Annotated in this window: 17 protein-coding genes; 4 read left to right on the top strand and 13 right to left on the bottom strand. The window is 43.3% G+C overall.

Going from position 1 to position 19,254, the window contains the following annotated elements:
- Positions 1–9 precede the first annotated feature (9 nt).
- The 3 genes from ilvD to ilvA form a co-directional block, all read right to left on the bottom strand.
- Positions 10–1,677: a dihydroxy-acid dehydratase gene (ilvD, locus tag ACFVAD_RS04250; protein ID WP_386636433.1), complete on the bottom strand. Its 1,668-nt coding sequence runs from the start codon at positions 1,675–1,677 to the stop codon at positions 10–12.
- 144 nt (positions 1,678–1,821) lie between these two features.
- Positions 1,822–2,766, bottom strand: coding sequence for a branched-chain-amino-acid transaminase (gene ilvE, locus ACFVAD_RS04245; RefSeq protein ID WP_386636431.1), 945 nt, complete (start codon positions 2,764–2,766; stop codon positions 1,822–1,824).
- Between the two features lie 530 nt (positions 2,767–3,296).
- Positions 3,297–4,556, bottom strand: a complete 1,260-nt coding sequence (gene ilvA / locus ACFVAD_RS04240; protein WP_386636429.1) for a threonine ammonia-lyase IlvA — start codon at positions 4,554–4,556, stop codon at positions 3,297–3,299.
- A gap of 190 nt (positions 4,557–4,746) precedes the next feature.
- Here ilvA and ACFVAD_RS04235 point away from each other — a divergent pair, with 190 nt between their 5' ends.
- The 3 genes from ACFVAD_RS04235 (at position 4,747) to ACFVAD_RS04225 (ending at position 8,336) form a co-directional block, all read left to right on the top strand.
- Positions 4,747–5,592, top strand: a complete 846-nt coding sequence (locus ACFVAD_RS04235) for a patatin-like phospholipase family protein (RefSeq protein WP_386636427.1) — start codon at positions 4,747–4,749, stop codon at positions 5,590–5,592.
- A 19-nt stretch (positions 5,593–5,611) separates the two neighbouring features.
- On the top strand, positions 5,612–6,967 hold the full coding sequence (locus tag ACFVAD_RS04230; protein WP_386636425.1) for an MFS transporter: 1,356 nt from the start codon (positions 5,612–5,614) through the stop codon (positions 6,965–6,967).
- A gap of 85 nt (positions 6,968–7,052) precedes the next feature.
- Positions 7,053–8,336 carry an ATP-binding protein gene (locus ACFVAD_RS04225; RefSeq protein ID WP_386636423.1) on the top strand — a complete coding sequence of 428 codons (1,284 nt, stop codon included), beginning with the start codon at positions 7,053–7,055 and terminating at the stop codon, positions 8,334–8,336.
- A gap of 287 nt (positions 8,337–8,623) precedes the next feature.
- Here ACFVAD_RS04225 and ACFVAD_RS04220 read toward each other — a convergent pair whose 3' ends face one another.
- The 7 genes from ACFVAD_RS04220 to ACFVAD_RS04190 all read right to left on the bottom strand — a co-directional run bounded on the left by ACFVAD_RS04220 (position 8,624) and on the right by ACFVAD_RS04190 (position 14,351).
- Positions 8,624–9,565 (bottom strand): NAD(P)H-binding protein, encoded by a 942-nt coding sequence (locus tag ACFVAD_RS04220; protein WP_386636421.1) that lies wholly within the window; start codon positions 9,563–9,565, stop codon positions 8,624–8,626.
- Between the two features lie 52 nt (positions 9,566–9,617).
- On the bottom strand, positions 9,618–10,187 hold the full coding sequence (locus ACFVAD_RS04215; RefSeq protein WP_386636419.1) for a TetR/AcrR family transcriptional regulator: 570 nt from the start codon (positions 10,185–10,187) through the stop codon (positions 9,618–9,620).
- Positions 10,188–10,306: 119 nt separating this feature from the next.
- Positions 10,307–11,017: a chitin disaccharide deacetylase gene (gene chbG / locus ACFVAD_RS04210; protein WP_386636417.1), complete on the bottom strand. Its 711-nt coding sequence runs from the start codon at positions 11,015–11,017 to the stop codon at positions 10,307–10,309.
- Between the two features lie 21 nt (positions 11,018–11,038).
- A complete protein-coding gene (locus tag ACFVAD_RS04205) occupies positions 11,039–12,382 on the bottom strand; it encodes a 6-phospho-beta-glucosidase (protein ID WP_386636415.1) in 1,344 nt (447 codons plus the stop codon).
- Positions 12,383–12,387: 5 nt separating this feature from the next.
- Positions 12,388–12,711 carry a PTS sugar transporter subunit IIA gene (locus ACFVAD_RS04200; RefSeq protein WP_386636413.1) on the bottom strand — a complete coding sequence of 108 codons (324 nt, stop codon included), beginning with the start codon at positions 12,709–12,711 and terminating at the stop codon, positions 12,388–12,390.
- A complete protein-coding gene (locus tag ACFVAD_RS04195; protein ID WP_386636411.1) occupies positions 12,704–14,041 on the bottom strand; it encodes a PTS sugar transporter subunit IIC in 1,338 nt (445 codons plus the stop codon). Before ACFVAD_RS04195 ends, ACFVAD_RS04200 begins: the two co-directional genes overlap by 8 nt.
- 4 nt (positions 14,042–14,045) lie before the next feature.
- Positions 14,046–14,351: a PTS sugar transporter subunit IIB gene (locus tag ACFVAD_RS04190; RefSeq protein ID WP_386636408.1), complete on the bottom strand. Its 306-nt coding sequence runs from the start codon at positions 14,349–14,351 to the stop codon at positions 14,046–14,048.
- Positions 14,352–14,643: 292 nt separating this feature from the next.
- Here ACFVAD_RS04190 and ACFVAD_RS04185 point away from each other — a divergent pair, with 292 nt between their 5' ends.
- Complete coding sequence (locus ACFVAD_RS04185) at positions 14,644–15,363, top strand: GntR family transcriptional regulator (RefSeq protein WP_386636406.1); 720 nt, start codon at positions 14,644–14,646, stop codon at positions 15,361–15,363.
- 353 nt (positions 15,364–15,716) lie between these two features.
- Here ACFVAD_RS04185 and ACFVAD_RS04180 read toward each other — a convergent pair whose 3' ends face one another.
- The 3 genes from ACFVAD_RS04180 to ACFVAD_RS04170 all read right to left on the bottom strand — a co-directional run bounded on the left by ACFVAD_RS04180 (position 15,717) and on the right by ACFVAD_RS04170 (position 19,219).
- Complete coding sequence (locus tag ACFVAD_RS04180) at positions 15,717–16,094, bottom strand: TraR/DksA family transcriptional regulator (protein WP_386636404.1); 378 nt, start codon at positions 16,092–16,094, stop codon at positions 15,717–15,719.
- A 133-nt stretch (positions 16,095–16,227) separates the two neighbouring features.
- Positions 16,228–17,118, bottom strand: coding sequence for a TIGR01777 family oxidoreductase (locus ACFVAD_RS04175; RefSeq protein WP_386636402.1), 891 nt, complete (start codon positions 17,116–17,118; stop codon positions 16,228–16,230).
- Between the two features lie 478 nt (positions 17,119–17,596).
- A complete protein-coding gene (locus tag ACFVAD_RS04170; protein ID WP_386636400.1) occupies positions 17,597–19,219 on the bottom strand; it encodes a long-chain fatty acid--CoA ligase in 1,623 nt (540 codons plus the stop codon).
- Between the last annotated feature and the right edge of the window lie 35 nt (positions 19,220–19,254).

Raw genomic sequence — 19,254 nt, 5'->3', positions numbered from 1 at the left:
TCCTTATTTTTATACTTTCAATACACCGCCTGTATTTGCAGAAGTGACGAGGGCCGCATATCTTGCCAAGTATCCGCTTTTGACTTTCGGCTCCGGCGGCTGCCAATTGGTTTTACGGGCTTCCAATTCTTCTTTTTCCACTAGCAGATAAATGGTGCGTTTCTCTAAATCTATCTGAATGGTGTCCCCATTTTCCACAAATGCAATAGGGCCACCTTCTGCTGCTTCGGGAGATATATGACCAATGGAAATTCCTCTTGTGGCCCCTGAGAACCTGCCATCTGTAATCAACGCTACTTTTGTCGATAAACCTCTGCCTGCAATGGATGAAGTGGGTGCCAGCATCTCAGGCATTCCCGGTCCTCCTTTTGGACCCTCATAACGGATGACTACAACATGACCTTCTCTGACCTGGCCACTATCAATTCCTTTTTGTGCCTCTTCCTGAGATTCATAGATGATTGCTTCCCCGGTAAAGGACTTGATGGACGGATCCACTGCCCCCACCTTGATTACTCCCCCGTTTGGTGCAAGATTTCCAAAAAGGATGCTGAGGCCGCCAACAGGGCTATATGGATTGTCTTTTCTCCTGATCACCCTGTCATTGACAATCTGGGCATGTTCGACAACTTCCTGAATGCTCTGGCCGGAAATCGTCAATCGCTCTGGATGGATTGCGCCTTCTATTTGGCAAAGCTCCTTGATGATGGCACTGACTCCTCCTGCTTCATGGACGTCTTCCATGCTATAGTCGGAAGCGGGGCTTACTTTGCAAAGGTATGGCACCCGCTCTGCGATTTTATTGATATCTTCGAGTTTGTATTCAATCCCTGCCTCATGGGCAATGGCGAGTGTATGTAGAACGGTATTCGTGGAGCCGCCCATCGCCATATCCAATGCAAAAGCGTCATCAATCGCTTCTTTTGTTATAATATCGCGTGGCCTCACATCTTCTTCAATCTGCCTCATGAGATGTTTGGCCGCATCCCGGATCAGCTGGTGGCGTCCTTCTGAAGTAGCGACCATGGTACCGTTCCCAGGCAGGGCCACTCCAAGCATTTCCATCAATGTATTCATCGAATTTGCTGTAAACATTCCAGAACAGGAACCACAGGTTGGACAGGCGCTCGATTCGATTTCAAGAAGCTCTTCACGGCTCATTTTACCGGCAAGCACGCTTCCGACCCCTTCAAAGACTGATACAAGGGACAATGGCGCACCATCCTTTGTCCGGCCAGCCTCCATCGGTCCTCCTGAAACGAAAACTGCAGGTACATTGGTTCTTGCTGCCGCCATCAGCATTCCAGGAGTGATTTTATCGCAATTGGGAATGTAGAATACCCCATCAAACCAGTGTGCATTAATAACTGTTTCCGCTGAGTCGGCAATCAATTCCCTGCTGGGCAGAGAGTAGCGCATTCCGATATGCCCCATCGCAATCCCGTCATCCACTCCGATGGTATTGAATTCGAAAGGAACACCTCCCGCTTGCCGAATGGCATCTTTCACCACTTCCGCAAATTTATTTAGATGCATATGTCCTGGGATAATATCCACATAGGAATTGCAAACGCCGATGAACGGCTTATCCATATCTTCATCCTTTACTCCAGCCGCCCGCAGCAAGCTGCGATGGGGAGCCCGGTCGATTCCTCTTTTGATTGTATTGCTTCTCATTTTAGTCGGTTCACTCCTTTGTGGTGCTTTGTGGTGGTGCCTGACCCTCATCGCTTTAAAGCGGTGAGTGTCAGGCACCTTTTTAAAGATTCAAAGAACAATTATCAATTTTGCACTAGATTCAAAGTTGAATCATACAACCAATCAATGATTCAGTGCTTCACCAAGCAAGACGCCGCCGCTGATTTCCCAACCAACCTGGTTTTTTTCCGGATATACTTTCAGTCCGTCTTCCACTACAAGTTTGCGGAAGTGGTTGAGCAGATTGTGTGTTTCTTTTCCCGGCTTTCCGTCCGCAATCATCCGTGCGTCCAGACTTACAACTGGAATGACCTCCGCCGCCGTTCCTGTCAGGAATACTTCATCTGCCACATATACGTCATGTCTTGTGAATGGCTCTTCACGAACATCATAGCCCAGGTCCTTTGCCAGATCGATGATTGCGTTTCGGGTGATTCCCTCTAACGCTCCTACATAGGTTGGTGGGGTCAGGAGCTTTTTCCCTTTAACGATAAAGATGTTCTGTCCAGATCCCTCTGCAACATAGCCTTCCGTATTTAAAGTCAGAGCCTCATTCGCTCCTGCCATGTTGGCTTCGGCTTTCACCATGATGTTATTGAGATAATTGAGTGATTTTACTTTCGGACTTAGGATATCCGGACGGTTCCTTCTGGTAGGAACCGTCACCATGCTAATACCAACGTCGTACAGTTCTTTCGGGAATAATGCCAGCTGCTCGGCAATGACAATCAGATTTGGAGTTTTGCATTTTGTGGGATCTAAACCGAGATCGCCGACGCCTCTGGAAACCACCAATCGAATGTAGGCTGTGTCATACAGCTTGTTTTTCCTCAGGGTCTCGACGATAATGTCCTCTAGCTCAGACATGGTATAGGGGATGTTTAAAAGAATGGATCTTGCTGAATCATAAAGTCTTTCAAGATGCTCACGAAGGCGGAAAACATTTCCGTCGTACATTCGGATACCTTCAAAGATGCCATCTCCGTAAAGGAACCCGTGATCATATACAGATACAACTGCCTTCTCTTTTTCTACTAATTGGCCATTCATATAGATGTATCTACACATAGCTAATCTCCTCTTTCTCTGTTTTATTAATTGAATATTCTGATAAATGAGAGTTAAAAAGTTGCCCCTTAGACAGGTTGAATACACGTTGTGCGTCAATCAGAACCTATCCGTAGAGGCTTTTTTCCTCACGGTGTACATCATCGCCAGGGATGATGCTGGTATCGCTTGGACCAGTCATGCTACAGAAAAATCATGGTGTAAAAACGAAAGATCATTTCATTACTTCACCGCTTTATTTTCCTGAAAACATCGGAACCCTAGATACCCTCCTGATAAGGGAATTGTTATTTCCGTACTCAAAGTTTGTTTGAGTTGATGTTATTTTAATACCGTCCATACAGGTCGTCAACACCTAAATTCAGATAATTCTAATTTTACAGACTATTTTAAAGCGCTTTCATTTTTGTCCCATCAACAAAGAAAACGTTTACAATAACCTTGTAAAAAAAATTTACATACCCCCTTTTACTTTCGTATAAACAGAAAAAAGAACGAGATTTCCCGTCCTTTTCTTTACCTTGTTTATATTATATTAATAAATTAAACAGCTGCTTATCCTTATTGATTTCCAAATAGGTAAAGCCTTTCTTTTTCATCCGTTCGATCAGGGAAAAGTAATCCTCAGGCTGCCTGAGCTCCACTCCTACCAGAACAGGCCCTTTGTCCCTATTGTTCTTTTTTGTGTATTCAAAGCGGGTTATATCATCTGTTTCGCCAAGTACTTCTTCCATGAATTCACGGAGTGCCCCGGCTCTTTGGGGGAAATTGACGATAAAATAGTGCTTTAGTCCCTCATAGATCAGCGAGCGTTCCTTCATTTCCTGCATCCGATCCAAGTCATTGTTCCCTCCGCTCACCACACAGACAACCGCTTTTCCCTTGATTTCCTCTTTGTAGAAATCAAGTGCGGCAATTGAAAGTGCACCGGCTGGTTCTGCAATGATTGCATTTTCGTTGTATAGGTTGAGGATGGTGGTACACACCTTCCCTTCCGGAACAAGGACGATATCATCCACTATTTCTTTTGCCATTTCAAAAGAGAGCTGCCCTACCTGTTTTACTGCAGCACCGTCTACAAAGCTGTCAATTTCCTCTAAGATGACCACTTCATTCATGGAGATGGATTGTTTCATCCCTGGCGCACCCATCGGCTCTACCCCGATGATTTTTGTATGTGGGGCTACACTTTTCAAATAAGATCCCACTCCGGACACCAGACCGCCACCCCCGATCCCCAAAAACACATGGGAGCATTCCTCGTCAAGCTGCTCCATCACTTCCAGACCAACCGTTCCCTGTCCGGTTATGGTGAGAGGATCATCAAATGGGTGAACGAATTTCATGCCTTCCTGTTCACACACCTCCCAGGCTTTTTGATAGGAGTCATCATAGGTGTCCCCTGTCAGGACGACTTCTGTAAAATCACCGCCAAAAAATTCAACCCGGGAAACCTTTTGCCGCGGTGTGGTTGTAGGCATATAGATTTTCCCCTTGATGCCGAGCTTTTTACAGGCATAGGCCACTCCTTGGGCATGATTTCCCGCACTCGCACATACTACCCCTCTTTTCCTTTGTTCATCAGTGAGGCTTTGAACCAGATAATAGGCTCCCCTGATTTTAAACGAACGCACTACCTGAAGATCCTCTCTTTTCAAATAGACCTTGCACTGATATCGCTCCGATAAAATGGGATCCAACTGCAAAGGAGTCCGTACCACAACATCCTTCAACACCTCTCTGGCATGCTCGATATCTTCTACCCGTACCCCGTTATGTAGCACTTTCATTACTCACCCGCTCCTTTCAAGCTGATCGGAAAGAATATTGTGAATTATTGTACAACAGCTTGATGGCGGCTGTCACTACCCGAATTTTCAGAATCCACAGTTTGGTAAGGCTAAAAACCCGAGCATCCACTCTGACAAGTCGAAACAAGTTTTGGTACAATAACACTTATTAAAAAAAGAGGGGTATCATATGCTAAATAGTGGACTTGTATTGGAAGGCGGCGGAATGAGAGGCGTATATACTGCAGGCGTTTTGGAATACTTCATGGAAAAGGACCTTTATTTTCCTTATGTGATAGGCGTTTCCGCCGGTGCTTGCATGGCTGCTTCCTACCTGTCGAGGCAAAAAGGCAGAAACAGACAGGTGAATATCGAATTCGTGAAGGACCCGCGTTACCTTTCCTATCGCAACTATTGGAAGAAGAAACAGCTATTTGATATGGATTTCGTTTTTGATGAAATTCCTAACAGGCTTGTGCCGTATGATTATGAGACATTCCTGAAAAGAACCGAGCAATTTGTCGTGGTGACAACAGATTGTATGACAGGTGAACCCATTTATTATCATATGGATGAGCATGGGGAAAGCATGCTGCAGTTGATCCGGGCTTCCAGCTCACTCCCCTTTGTAGCACCTACAGTAGCATATCAGGATAAATTTTTATTGGATGGAGGAATCATTGATCCCATCCCAATAAAAAAAGCGCAGCAGGACGGGTTCGATAAAAATGTTGTCATATTGACGAAGCCTGTTGGTTATAAGAAGAAAGCAAGCCGCTTTTCATCTCTTTTCAAATATAAGCAATATCCGATCATTTCTGAAAAACTACAGACCCGTTATCAGCTATATAATGATACACTCGACTATATTGAAAAAGAGAAAGAGCAAGGAACCACCTTCCTATTCCAACCAAGCAAGCCGCTTCCGGTCAGTCGGATTGAAAAGAACCAGCAGAGGCTTATAGATTTATATGAACTAGGTTGGCAGGATGCAAAAAATAACTATGAGAAGCTTCTTGCTTTTTTAGAAAAATAATAGAAACTTGGTGATCGCTATGGGGCTGGATTCGACCAACACACAGGCAGTTGAGCAGCCTGTACTTCAAGAAAGTAAAGTGATACTCTTCTGGAGCATTACCGTTTGGCTGGTGGTCATGAATACGACGATGTTCAACGTTGCCCTCCCCAGTGTTCTGAGGGAGCTGTCACTTTCCTCTTCAGCCGCTTCCTGGATAGTGTCAGGCTATTCGATTGTCTTTGCTATCGCGACATTGACATACAGCCGATTATCGGACTTTCTTCCTATACGCCGACTGTTGACCATCGGTTTAAGTTTATTGGCAATTTCCTCCATTATTGGCTTTTTATCAAAAGATTTTTACTTGCTATTGGTGGCCAGACTCCTTCAGGCTGCCGGAGCCGGAGCAGTACCTGGCCTGGCGATGGTGCTTGCAGGAAGATACATACCGATCTCCCGCCGAGGCAAAGCTATGGCTTTCATCTCATCTGCAGCAAGCCTGGGCTTTGGACTTGGTCCTGTTATTGGAGGCATGATTACCCAGTATTTAGGGTGGCATTATCTTTTCATGGTTACAGGCTTTGTTTTGCTTTTGCTCCCTATTTTCAGGCGTCTACTGCCTTATGAAGAAGTGCAGAAAGGGAAATTTGATATTATAGGCAGCATATTGATCGGACTTGGTGTGACAGGCCTTCTCCTTTACCTATCGAGCTTCTCAATTCCAGTATTACTCGTGAGCCTGGTTATTCTTGGCTGGCTCTGGTGGCATATTCATCGGATTCCAATGCCCTTCATCCAACCTGCATTATTAAAAGACAGACAATTTACAAAGCTTCTCTTTATAGGCTTTGGTGCATTTGTCACCCATTTTTCATCACTCTTCCTGATGCCGATCATGCTTTCTGTAATTTTTGAAAAGGAGCCGGCCACCATCGGATTGTTGATATTTCCTGGTGCCATTCTTTCCGCTATTGCTGCTCAATTCATAGGCAGACTGATCGACCGTTTCGGGAATATGCCATTGATCTTATTCGGAGAAAGCTTTCTAATCGTTGCAACTTTGTCCTTTGCAATTTTCGGAGTGCTTTCGCCCTACGCCATTTTATTTACCTATATGTTCATGAGTACAGGATTTTCAGCATTAACCTCGAGCATTTCCAATGAAATCTCCAGGATTCTCGACAAAAAGCAACTTGGAGCAGGAATGGGAATTGCCCAGCTTGTCCAGTTTTTTGGAGGAGCATTTGGAGTGGCATTAACCGGACTTCTTCTCGTGTGGCAATCCGGGATATCTGTGGTATCTTCCTACCGAAATATCTTTATTGGACTGACCATAATATTATCCTTGACCCTTGCTGTATTTTTACTTTATCGGAAAAACAAACAAAAATAGTCTCTTCTAGAGGCTTTTTTTATTGATTGAACCTATCTAGGCAAGTAGAATAAGAATAAAAACATTTTATGGAAGAAGGCCATTGATGAACAAGACATCTTATTTGATTAAATTTTCGGATACAAAAAAGGAAGAGATTGAGGGCTTTTATGACTATGGTTATGTGGTTCATAGAATTACTAGTTTACTAGAAGAGAAGTACGGGTTTGTATTCCACAAGTATGCAGACGATGAAACCTCCAACGAGTTGTGGGAGGTTTTGGAGGAGGACCTTGAGCTTTATCCAGATACGGTGGACGTTGTCTCATATATATTTGATGGAATTGAGACAAGAACCATTTCCTCCAACCATTGCGATAAACACCTCGAGTTCCTGATCAAGCCGAGGATCACCAATACCGTTTATTACTACCCTGCATTTCAAGTAGCATTGGCACGTTCACCAATATTCATGATTCATAGTGAAACAACCCATGACTTTATTCTAGCTAAAACTAATGACTGCTTAATCGCTTTCTTGAACTATATTATTAAAAGAAAACGAGAGTACACCAAAAACTATGTCACCGTTTTTACTGATACAGAAAACGGAATCGACAATTCAAAGGAAAAGATTACCTCATTCGTAACAAGGAATGATGTGTTCTTGGAGGAAACTTTGAAAAAGGAGATTTACCGTTCAATTGATGAATTTTTCACAGAAAGCGGTTCATTCTTTCAAACGTATAATATCCCGTATAAGAGGGGGATTCTTCTTTACGGAAAACCAGGGAATGGGAAAACCACTTTGGTAAAATCGATCGCAAACAGTATTACCGCACCGGTAGCATATTGGCAAATTACCGAGCATACATCGAGTTATTCAGTCCATGAAGTGTTTTCCACCGTAAACCGGATGACTCCCATGGTGCTTGTGATAGAAGATATTGATTCCATGCCTGTAGAAGTCCGCTCTGTGTTTCTAAATACACTGGATGGAGCCACTTCAAAGGAAGGGATATTCCTCATTGGGACAACCAACTACCCTGAGAAAATCGATCCAGCTCTGATAAATAGATCTGGACGGTTTGACCGTGCCTATGAAATAAAATTGCCTACAAAAGAGCTGCGAGTGGGCTATCTGAAGAAGAAGAAAATGGGGCAATTCGTTTCAGAGGAAGAGTTGTACCATATCGGCTCTCTGACAGAAGAGTTTTCCTACGCCCAGCTTAACGAGCTCTATACCTCTGTTGCTTTGCAGTGGCACTATGAAAAAGAGGTTGACATCGAGAAAATCTGCAAGGAACTTCAAACAGACAACCGGAAAAAAAATAATCATACCTGGGATACGGAAAAGACGACAAGTTCTTTGGGCTTTGTGAATGATTAATTAAACGAATGGGCTGTCCGAAAAGATTTCAAAATGTTTGTCAGTTATTTTTTGATATTTTTGTGTATTAGACCATTTAAAAAATGGAAAAGGTTATTGAACACTCAGTGGAATACTGTTGAAAAGGCCATTAGCACGTCGCTATTGGCCTTCTCATTGGAATTATTGTTCATAATAGCCATTAGCACGCCACTGATGGCCATTTCATTCCGGTTAATCGCTCATAAAATCCATTAGGCTATCAATACGAATAGATATTCATGTTCAGCCTCTTCATCTTCCCCTGCTCATCTCTTCCCATTTTTCATATATTGAATTGTCTCCTTCAACCCATCTTCGTATGAAGTCCGGGGGAGGGGGCCAATTTCGTTCTCATATTTCGATCCAGAAAGGATTGTTTCCTCATTGGCAATATACTGCATCTCCAGCCCCTCTCTCATGTCCTTACCGGCAAACAAGCTGAAAAAAGCAAACATCGGTTTTGAGATGGAGTAGAGAGACTTTTTCTCTCCCAGTTCATTCTTTATCAATAGCTCCAGTTCATTACCTGTAATGGTACTGTTGGCAGGAATATTCCAGTTCTGTCCGTAAGCATTCGGGTGAAGTGCCAACGTGACCATTGCTTTGGCTCCATCAGTGGTGAGGAGGAATTCTCTTGCAATAGTTTTCGGACCTACATATCCCGCTTTATTTTTGGATACTATTTGGTCCAGCGTATAATGCATGTAGGTATTGGTTGCATTGGGTCCATAGAAATCTGGAAAGTGTGCAATGAAAGCAGGTACGTCTGAATTGAAAATCAGTTGTTCCATTTCTAAACGGATTTTCCCTTTTTTCGTATGAGGTCTTTTCTCTGTTCCCTCTGTTAATAACTTTGCATTGCTTTTTCCATAAGCATAGATGTTATCGACAACTGCAAGTTTTGCTCCTGTCAGTTCGGCAGCTTTTAGAATATTCTTTACGATTGAAGGTAACTTTTCTTTCCATTGTGAGTAAGGGATATTCAAGGCATGAAAGATGACGTCACATCCTTGGGCAGCTTCTATTAGCTGTTGCGTATTCCCGGCATCCCCTGCCTGAATCGTCACTAATTCTTCTTCTCCAAATAATTCCCCCAGTTTCCCTCCACCTCTTGCAAAGGCTACAGCCTCAATACCTCGGCTTACTAACTCCTTTATGATGGCATACCCCATTCCACCTGATGCACCAATTACTAACGCTTTTTTCATAATCAAATCCCTCCCCATTAATTAACCACCGGTCAAATATCAATAAAAAATTTTATCCCAAGGATTTCAGGATAAAATCTACATGCCCTTTTGCTAACAGCTCCACATCCTGGAAGCTCTCCTCACATCTGCAATAATGACTGACAAAGCCATGTAAAGATAGAAAAACGGACCAAGTTTTTTGAATGGATATCCTATGATTACTCAATGTGACAAGCGAATATGCAAATTTCTCATAGGATTTATTCGGACCAGTATTGATATAGTTGCGAACATCCTCGTCCCCCACCATAAACATCATTTCATAATGACTTTTGTTCTCAAGACCGAATTGAATGAACTTCAACAGTACTTCACGAATTTTCTCTTCGTTTGTCAGATCAGTTGCTAAAACTTCATCAAGCCACTGATCCAACCATTTAAAATCGTTTTCGATCATCGCATAAAACAGTTCCGCTTTATTCTTAAAATGATAGTATAGGGCTCCATGGCTATAACCGAGTGACGTAGCTATCTGCCTCATGGAGACATGCTGGTAGCCCTTGCTTGTGAAAAGCTCCCGCGCAGCTATCATGATTTTCTCCTGGGTAAGCTCCTGTGCGACAGATTTTCTTGGTGACATAAAAGCCCCTCCATTTAATTGACCACTGTTTAATTAAAATATAGAGGAGATAGAAAATAATGTCAACACATTTTTCGCATGAAAAAGAGGGCTTAGTAATGACCAGCCCTCCCTACTTCTTATACAAGCTCGATTGCCTCTGACAGTTTTGTGTGAATCAATATTTCCAATTCTTTCAGGCGGTGGAGATTATAGGAGGATTCCTTCATCAGATATGTATCCACATAAGCTGGATGACACATTACCTCCACTGTCGTATCTGTTCCCACCCTTTTAGGCAAATTCTGAAAATAATCCTCTCTGACTCCATGTCCGTAAAAATCCAGCAAACAAATGTCAGTAAAGGCAGTCACCCCTCTTAAATGTTCATGACCATTAGCGCGGACAGGAAGGCCATAAGTGATGGATAGCCGTTGGACAACCGGCAAAAGCTCTTCCCATGTATGGATGTGATGATGGCTGTCCAAATGAGTAGGCTTTAGACCTGTCTGCAGGAACTTTTCAATCTGCGCGGTCCATTCCTTTTCCACTTCCTCCAAATCGAGAAGATCCTTGTTTTGCATAGCATGTGGTAACGTATGGAATGCTCCTTCCTTCCCAACCAGTGATGGGACGTTACCGGATAGGGGTTTACCGCAAGTCAGGACCAGATGGATGCCAACCTTCAGGGAAGGGGTCTGTTTTGCCTGGGCTATTGCATGCTCTGTTCCTGGGGTGTTCATCATCATTGTAGTGGAGTTTAGAATGCCGTATAGGTGGGAATCCAGTATTCCGTAGTTAACCCCGCGACACAATCCAAAATCATCCAAATTGACTATAAGGCGAATCACATCACCCTCCCCTTTCTCCTTTTAACTTGATAGGATAATATTTTCGTTGTTAAAGAAATTCGGCAGATAAACTTTGTGGGCTTCAAGCATTTCATCCAAGATCTTTTTTGCAATTTTGTCTGACCCTACTAGAGGATTAATCGTTAATGCCAAGAGCGCAGTTTCATAGTTTCCGGTGATGGCTGCCTCAATTGTAACCCTTTCAAACGATTTAATTGATTGTATCAGCCCTTGGACTGGTACCGGCAGCTCCCCTACAGCAATAGGCTTTGGTCCTTCCTTTGTGATGATGCAGCTGATTTCCACTGCTGAGTTGTGGGGAATCCCTTTTATTGCACCATCGTTCTTTGTGTTGACCGGCTGAATATCCCTTTTATCAGTGTAGATGGAAAGAATCAACCTGCATGCAGCATCACTGTAATACGCTCCTCCTCGCTGCTCAAGCTGCAATGGCTTTTCGGTAAGCATTGGATTTTTATAGAGTTCAAACAGTGCATCCTCCAGCTTTTTCACCACTTCCGCTCTGGTCCCGTCTTCTTTGGATGCTTGAATCTCTTTCTCTACCATTTCTCTGGTTTTATAATAGTATGCATGATAAGGGCATGGAAAGAGATTGAGTGCTTTAAGGAATTCAGGCTCCCAGCCCATTGCATGGATATTATTCATTGTCACCGATTTGTCCGGATCCGAAAGCAGCGTAATTAACTTTTCCTTCACACTTATTCCATCTACAAATACATCCAGTCCATAAACCAAATGATTTAGCCCAGCAAAATCAATTCTAACCCTGGAGTGCTCCACATCGAGTAGCTTTGCAGCCCCCATTTCCATCCCGATGGGCACATTACATAATCCTACCACTCTCTTGATGTTTGTGTTCCGGATCACCGCTTCCGTAATCATTCCTGCTGGATTGGTAAAATTGATGAGCCAAGCATCCGGGCAGAGCTCCTCCATTTCCTTGCAGATTTCGAGAATTACAGGAATGGTGCGCAAGGCTTTAAAAAAACCACCAGGGCCGTTCGTTTCCTGACCAAGGACTCCGTACTTCAACGGAATTCGCTCATCCTTTGCTCTGGCCTCCAATAAGCCTACCCGGAATTGGGTGGTCACAAAGTCTGCGTCTTTTAGTGCTTTTCTGCGATCTAATGTCAAATGGATATCAATAGGCACCCCAGCCTTTTGAACCATCCGTTTCGCCAGATTTCCGACAATATCCAGCTTCTCTTTTCCTTCTTCAATGTCCACCAGCCAGATTTCCTTAACCGGTAATTCCTCAAAGCGTTTGATAAACCCTTCTATCAGTTCCGGAGTGTAGCTGGAACCCCCGCCTATTGTAACTATTTTCAATCCCTTACTTTTCATTGCAACTATCCTCTCTCATGAAGCTTATCGTACAGATCAATAAACTCCCTTACTAAATCCTTCACTGTCAAAGCGTTCATCAAATGGTCCTGTGCATGAACAAGCAGGATGGGAATATCATAATTGTCCCCACCTGCCTCCGCTTGAATCAGTTCCGTTTGAAAGCGATGCGCTTGCAGAAACTCATTATCCGCATCTTCTAAAAGACTTCTGGAACGGTCGACGTTCCCTTTTTTCGCTTCCTGGAGGGCTTCCATTGCCATGCTTCTGGCATTACCGCTGTAAAGTATCAATTGAAAGGATATATCGTATAATTTTTCTTTATGCATCAATATGACTCCCTACATTAACATCAATTTTATTTTGCAGTTTTTTCTCATCTATTTTAGCGTTGATATACACAAAAGGCAGGTATATGACAATCGAAATCGCCAGGTTGACAAGGGCCAATACAGCTCCGGAAATATGGCCACCAGTTGCCAAATAGCCACCAATACCTGCAGGAGTCACCCACGGGATGCTTGCAGTTACAACCGGATAGACCCATCCGATTTTTATTGCCGTATATGCAACAATTGTCATGATTACTGGAGCTGTAATGAACGGAATCAGCCATAGCGGATTTAATACAATCGGAAGACCGAAAAGCAAAGGTTCATTGATTTGAAATACCCCAGGAGGCGTACCCAAGGCAAGCAGCTGCTTATGCCTTTTTCTCGCAGCCAAAAACATGGCAATGATCAGTCCCAAGGTTGCTCCCGATCCACCGAGGTAGACAAACGCATCAAGGAAAGGACCTGCGAGGATGGCGTACTTATCTAGATCCGTCACTCCCATTGCATACAAATCCGTATTCTTTGTTCCGAGAGACGTGAAAAGTGGAGTGGTGATGCCTCCCAGGATATTCGGACCATGGAGACCTACTGCCCAGAATACATGTACCAGAAGAACAATCAGTATTGCAAAGAAGAGGGAATCGGCAGCACTAGTCAATGGAGCTACCAAAACAGCATTAAGCCAATCGTTTAACGGCTTACCATCCGAAAGCATTCTGAATAGCAATCCGAATATTCCGAAACTTAAAATCGTAAGCATCCCTGGTATTAGTTTGGCAAATGCCCCTGCAACAGCTGGTGGAACCCCTTCCGGCAAACGGATGATAAAGGCTTTTACTCTCGTTAATCGAATGAAAACCTCTGTAGCAGCCAATGCGACAATAATACCAGTAAAAAGTGCGGTTGAATTGAAATAACCCCATCCGATGAATCCCCAAGCGCCTTCTGTTTCAGGTACGTTTGCCACTTGCGGAATCAGGAGGAAAAAGCAGGCAGCTGAGATGAGCATTGCTTCAAATCCATCATCTCCATAGGATTTTGCCAGTTTATGAGATATACCAAATACAGCAAAAATAGTCATAAATGCAAAGGTTCCCCACCAAATGTCGCCACCCAAAGTCGTCCATGTTGGACCGAAAATGCTCTCCATCATTTTTCCATACGGTTTGATAATGGATCCCAGATTATTCAATAGAACGGCAAAGGAACCGATCATGGTAATGGCGATCATGCCTATCAAAGCGTCCCTGACGGCCAATAGGTGACGATTGTTACCGAACTTCACTGCTGTTGGCATAATATATTTTTCAAGAAAATCTCTCACAGCCCTATTCCCCCTTTGCTAATGCAATTGCACGGTTCAGAACTTCTTCTCCATTGCACAATCCGTAGTGCATGGGATTAATCGCTTCTACAGGAATCCTTCCATTTACCTCATTCTTCAATTGGTTTACCATATATCGAACCTGGGGTCCCAACAGTAGAACATCCGCTTGATTGAGATGATTCTTCACTTCTGTACTTCCCACAGCCCAAATCTTGCATTCAATCCCTTTGGAGATTGCACTTTTTTCCATTTTGCTAACTAATAGACTCGTAGACATTCCAGCAGAACAACATAGTAGAATATTCATAGATTCTCCCCCATCCAAGTAAGCGGTTACAAATTGTTTTTTTATGAATCTTTCTTTTAAAATATCATGCTCTTCCCGCTTATGCGATACAATTTTTATCTCTATGGCATTTCCCCCTCCACTCTTATATAATCTTGCATTTACAGAGAAATAGTCGTTGTTGTACTATAATTGTAATAATAAATATATGCTAAATCAATACAAATATTATTTGTTATAACAAATTATTTTTTAAAATATTTGACAATTTACATGTTTTGTCATTAATCTATCTTTAGGAGGTTGTATGGTCATGTCAAAAGAAGAGAATGCTTTACATATTCAAGTGAAAGAGATGATACTGGAGCTTATCCAGTCCGGTGAATATATGCCCGACACCAAATTGCCTACAGAAGCGGAGTTTTGTGAAAAATTCGGGGTCAGTAGGACAACAGTGAGAACCTCCCTTCAGCAGCTTGCTTTGGAAGGCTATGTATATAAGCAGCAAGGAAGCGGAACATTTGTAGCTGGAAAAAAAGTCAAACAAAAGCTTACATCAACAGTGGAGAACTTCTCTGAACAAGTAGCAATGCAGGGAAAAAACCCCTCGATAAAAGTTGTAAGTCTGGATGTTATTCAAGCAGATTCTTCCCTCGAGGAAATCTTTGAACTTGAAAAAGGAGATCCAGTTAACAAATTAGTCAGGATCAGGGAAGTAAATGAGGAGCCTCTGCAATACGAAGTTGCATATCTTCCATGGAGAAAGACACCAGGACTTAATGTAAAGGGTTGTGAAAATTCTTTATACAGTCATTTGCAGAAGGAATATAATGCTCATATTAAAAAAACAGTGGAGTACCTGGAGATCGTGGCTGCGACCAAGGAAATGCATGAGATATTGAATATCCCTGTCGGATCTCCCTGCTTTTCGTTGGAAACGTATGCCTATATAGAAGATGATAGTGTCATAGAATATTCGAAGACAATTTTCCGGGGAGATATGGCCAATTTTGTCATTGAAAGGAATTATTAATTTTTTTATAGAAACTTTCAGTAAATGGAAAGAGGATGGGACAAAACAAAAAACTCTTACAAAAGACGAACAATTTAAGTACCGGCTCTAAAAACCGCTATGGATTTCCGTGCAAGACTTCGCTTTCCGCGGGTGACCCGTGAGCCTTCTCGGCTTCGCCTACGGGGTCTCACATTGGCCACTGCTACCGCAGGAGTCTTCGTCTTGCACTCCAATCAACCGCTGGAGTAACCTAAAAACTAAACGTATATTTGAATAAATAAAAAACCCGAACTAATTTGATCTTAAAACTCAAATTAGTTCGGGTTTTTCTCAGACTAAAACACTTTTGCCCCAGCCTCTTTTATCGAAAATCAATATCCTTTATCATATTTCTCCTGCGCTTCTGCAGTCCTTTTTGCATACGGCAATGCTTCCAAACGTTCATAAGGAATCTCTTCTCCTGTATCAACGCAAACACCATAAGAACCTTCTTCGATCCGATCTAAGGCATCATCAATTTCTCCAAGAACCTTTTCATCAATCTGTTCAAAGGTTTGTTCCTGTTCCCGGTCGACACGCTCTGCATTTCCTTCTGCAAGATGATTGCCGATACCGGTTGTGATATCACCGGTCGATTCCATCATGGACTCGTCCAGCAAGCTATTTTCCTGTTTTTCCTCTATACTCTTTTTCATTGCGATCAGCTTCTGCTTCATTGTACTAATTTCATTTTTTGATAATTTCATCATAATCTGCTCCCTTCTGACTATAAGGAACATTCCCTTTTTTCCGGAAATTAAAACGCATCAGGGGCTATGATGGAAGTTGTTCCGTTTATACTGGTCTATCATATCTTCCACAAAGAGGGACAACCACTCGATATTAGCTTTTGATAATTTCATCCAATGCTTCATTGATTTTTTCATACTGGAAGGTATACCCTTCCTGCTCCAGCCTCTCTGGTATCACCCATCTGCTCTTTAAGATTAATTCTGTTTCAGTCCTTATGACAACTGCGCCTATTTCAAGCAGCCATTCCGGGGAAGGCAGACCGATTCTCCGATTCATTTTTTGCCTTAGCGAAGCCATGAACTCCCGGTTTGAAATGGGATTTGGAGCAGCGCAATTAAATACTCCGCTAAGATCTTTTCGCTTTTTCAGGAAAAGGATAATTTGATGGACATCCTCGATATGTATCCAGCTGAACATCTGGCTTCCTGGTCCCTGTACTCCGCCCAACCCGAATTTTACCAAGTTCTTGAACGGTATCATGACACCGCCATCTTTCCCTAGCACGATGGCAATCCTTAGTGCTATTTGTCTGGTTTTTGGTAGCTGAAACTGGAATAGGCTCTCTTCCCATGCCTTCGCTACATCCACCGAGAAACCTGTTCCGATATCCCCGCTTACCTCCGTCATCGGCCTATCCTCTGCATGACGATAAATGGTTGCCGTGCTGGAATTGATCCATAATTCAGGGGGCTGCAAAGCTTCAAGTACAGCTTTTCCAAGTATTTCAGTCGTTTCTGTTCTTGAATCCATGATCACCTTTTTATTATGATCATTGTAGCGGCAATCAACGGACTTTCCAGCAAGATTAATTAGCATTTCCGATCCTTCTAAAGCAGCTATTATTCCTTTTTTGTCCTCCCAGGATATATGCTGCGGCTGTCTGGAGATAATCTTCACTTCATAGCCTTTTTGCAGAAATTCATTCTCCAGATATTTCCCGATAAAGCCTGTTCCTCCAGCTAGTACAACTCTTTTATTCATATAGGCACTGTCCTTTCCACGACAATATTTGTTTGTATATGATTCACTTATGTACATATTCAACTGAGTATAATTTGATAATGTGCTTCTACTATATTATCACTTCAAAGGATACAATTGTTGGGATTTTCGGTATTTATAGGGTGACTTCATCTCATCTTTGAGGTACAACAAAAAAAGCGGCATAATCTCTTTAAAATGCATCCTTAATAACCTTGGGAAATTCCTGATATCCACGGAAGCTTCGATATATCAATGAATCGAACCAGATTTCTATTTCAACGAAAATATAAATATTTCAATGGAAAATTCCATATATCCACAAAAATGGATCAGATATCGATAAAACGCACAAATCGACAATTAACTAGGCACTACACCCGTGCACCAGTGCACCCGTGAACCCACCCTTTCATCCCCCTGTGATCAACAAAAAAGCGAGCCTCCCAAAATCGGAAACCCGCTACAAGTAAAAACCCTATTCCACTACTCCGCTCATTTCCTTTGTCACCATATCCCGGAGCGCCCGCTTCAGGAATTTCCCTACAGAGGTTTTCGGAATCTCCTCCATAAAGATCACTTCATCAGGAAGCCACCATTTGGCGAACTGTGGTGCAATGAAGTCAAGGATTTCCTGCTTCTCCACTTTGCCTTTATACGCTTCCTTCAGAACCACACATGCGACTGGCCTTTCTTGCCATTCATCATGGGGAACAGCCACCACGCTTGCTTCAAAGACTGCTTCGTGTGCCATTATTGCATTCTCAAGATCAACGGATGAAATCCACTCTCCTCCGCTTTTTATCAGATCCTTCGTTCTATCGACTATTTTCACGACGCCTTCCGGATCTATGGTGACGACATCACCGGTATGGAGCCATCCATCCCTGAAGGCATCCTTGGATCTTTCATCCTTGTAATACTCGTCTGCAATCCATGGCCCCCGCAGGCACAGCTCGCCCATTTCCTGTCCATCCCATTTCACTTCTCCGTCCGGTCCGATTACCTTCATATCCAATCCCGGAACAAGGAGGCCCTGCATGGAGCGGATATCAAGCATCTTTTCTTCATCAAGGTCGGTCTGATGGCTCTTCAGACGGGAGACCGTCGCCAGGGGAGTCGTCTCCGTCATTCCATATGCATGAAGGAACGGAATGCCATATTTTGTTTCAAAGGCCTTGATCATTCCTCTTGGAGCAGCGGACCCGCCACATAGAATGGCTCGAAGACTCGATGTATCGTATGTTCCTTTTTCCAGTTCATTTAAAAGGCCCAGCCAGATGGTCGGCACCCCTGCAGTGAGGGTGATATTCTCCTGCTCAATAAGCTCCGCTAGCAGCTGTGGTGTAAACTGCGGTCCAGGCAGAACCTGTGTCGTCCCGAACCAGGTTGCTGCAAATGGAAGGCCCCATGCATTCGCGTGGAACATTGGCACAACCGGCATGCATGTATCATATTCAGATAGACCCGCAGTGTCAGCCAGTCCAAGTGCAAAGCTGTGGAGTACCAGGGATCGATGGGAATAGACGACACCTTTTGGATTTCCGGTCGTTGCTGAGGTATAGCACATACCTGCAGGGTCATTTTCATCTATGTCTTTTACAAAGGAATAGTTAGGGTCGCCTTCCTCCAATAGATCCTCATAGGAAAACACAGGATGCAGGCTTGTTGCTGGGAGTTCTTCTTTATCAGACATTATGATGAAGGCTTTTACCGTGTCAAGTTGGTCCTTGACACGTTCCACCAGCGGCAGGAGGTCTTCATCCACAAGGAGTACAACATCCTCCGCATGGTTCACAATATAGGAGACATGCTCCGGTGCCAGGCGGATATTGATTGTATGCAGCACTGCACCCATACCTGGAATCCCGAAATAGGTTTCAAGGTGACGATGATGGTTCCATGCAAACGTCCCTACTCTATCCCCTCTTTGCACACCTAACTTCTCAAGTGCACTCGAAAGCCTTCTTGTCCGCTCCCCTATCTTTCTGTAGGAAAAGCGCTCGACACCTGAAAGAGTGCGTGAAACCACCTCTTTATTCGGAAAAAACTTTTCTGCTCTTTCTAGTAGCGAACTGACAGTCATAGGTACATTCATCATTGTGCATTACCCCTTCCTCATTCACTTTTTATAGA

It is taken from the genome of Sutcliffiella sp. NPDC057660 (assembly GCF_042800035.1).
Lineage (GTDB): Bacteria > Bacillota > Bacilli > Bacillales > Bacillaceae_I > Sutcliffiella_A.
This window is presented reverse-complemented; position numbering and strand designations above follow the sequence as displayed.

What these genes read in the sequence shown, in the direction of transcription:
- ACFVAD_RS04170 (WP_386636400.1), bottom strand. Translation starts at nt 19,219, where the DNA reads ATGATGAATGTACCTATGACTGTCAGTTCGCTACTAGAAAGAGCAGAA.
- ACFVAD_RS04180 (WP_386636404.1), bottom strand. Translation starts at nt 16,094, where the DNA reads ATGATGAAATTATCAAAAAATGAAATTAGTACAATGAAGCAGAAGCTG.
- ACFVAD_RS04200 (WP_386636413.1), bottom strand. Translation starts at nt 12,711, where the DNA reads ATGCATAAAGAAAAATTATACGATATATCCTTTCAATTGATACTTTAC.
- ACFVAD_RS04235 (WP_386636427.1), top strand. Translation starts at nt 4,747, where the DNA reads ATGCTAAATAGTGGACTTGTATTGGAAGGCGGCGGAATGAGAGGCGTA.
- ACFVAD_RS04175 (WP_386636402.1), bottom strand. Translation starts at nt 17,118, where the DNA reads ATGAATAAAAGAGTTGTACTAGCTGGAGGAACAGGCTTTATCGGGAAA.
- ilvD (WP_386636433.1), bottom strand. Translation starts at nt 1,677, where the DNA reads ATGAGAAGCAATACAATCAAAAGAGGAATCGACCGGGCTCCCCATCGC.
- ACFVAD_RS04215 (WP_386636419.1), bottom strand. Translation starts at nt 10,187, where the DNA reads ATGTCACCAAGAAAATCTGTCGCACAGGAGCTTACCCAGGAGAAAATC.
- ACFVAD_RS04190 (WP_386636408.1), bottom strand. Translation starts at nt 14,351, where the DNA reads ATGAATATTCTACTATGTTGTTCTGCTGGAATGTCTACGAGTCTATTA.
- ACFVAD_RS04230 (WP_386636425.1), top strand. Translation starts at nt 5,612, where the DNA reads ATGGGGCTGGATTCGACCAACACACAGGCAGTTGAGCAGCCTGTACTT.
- ACFVAD_RS04225 (WP_386636423.1), top strand. Translation starts at nt 7,053, where the DNA reads ATGAACAAGACATCTTATTTGATTAAATTTTCGGATACAAAAAAGGAA.
- ACFVAD_RS04185 (WP_386636406.1), top strand. Translation starts at nt 14,644, where the DNA reads ATGTCAAAAGAAGAGAATGCTTTACATATTCAAGTGAAAGAGATGATA.
- ilvA (WP_386636429.1), bottom strand. Translation starts at nt 4,556, where the DNA reads ATGAAAGTGCTACATAACGGGGTACGGGTAGAAGATATCGAGCATGCC.
- ACFVAD_RS04205 (WP_386636415.1), bottom strand. Translation starts at nt 12,382, where the DNA reads ATGAAAAGTAAGGGATTGAAAATAGTTACAATAGGCGGGGGTTCCAGC.
- ilvE (WP_386636431.1), bottom strand. Translation starts at nt 2,766, where the DNA reads ATGTGTAGATACATCTATATGAATGGCCAATTAGTAGAAAAAGAGAAG.
- ACFVAD_RS04220 (WP_386636421.1), bottom strand. Translation starts at nt 9,565, where the DNA reads ATGAAAAAAGCGTTAGTAATTGGTGCATCAGGTGGAATGGGGTATGCC.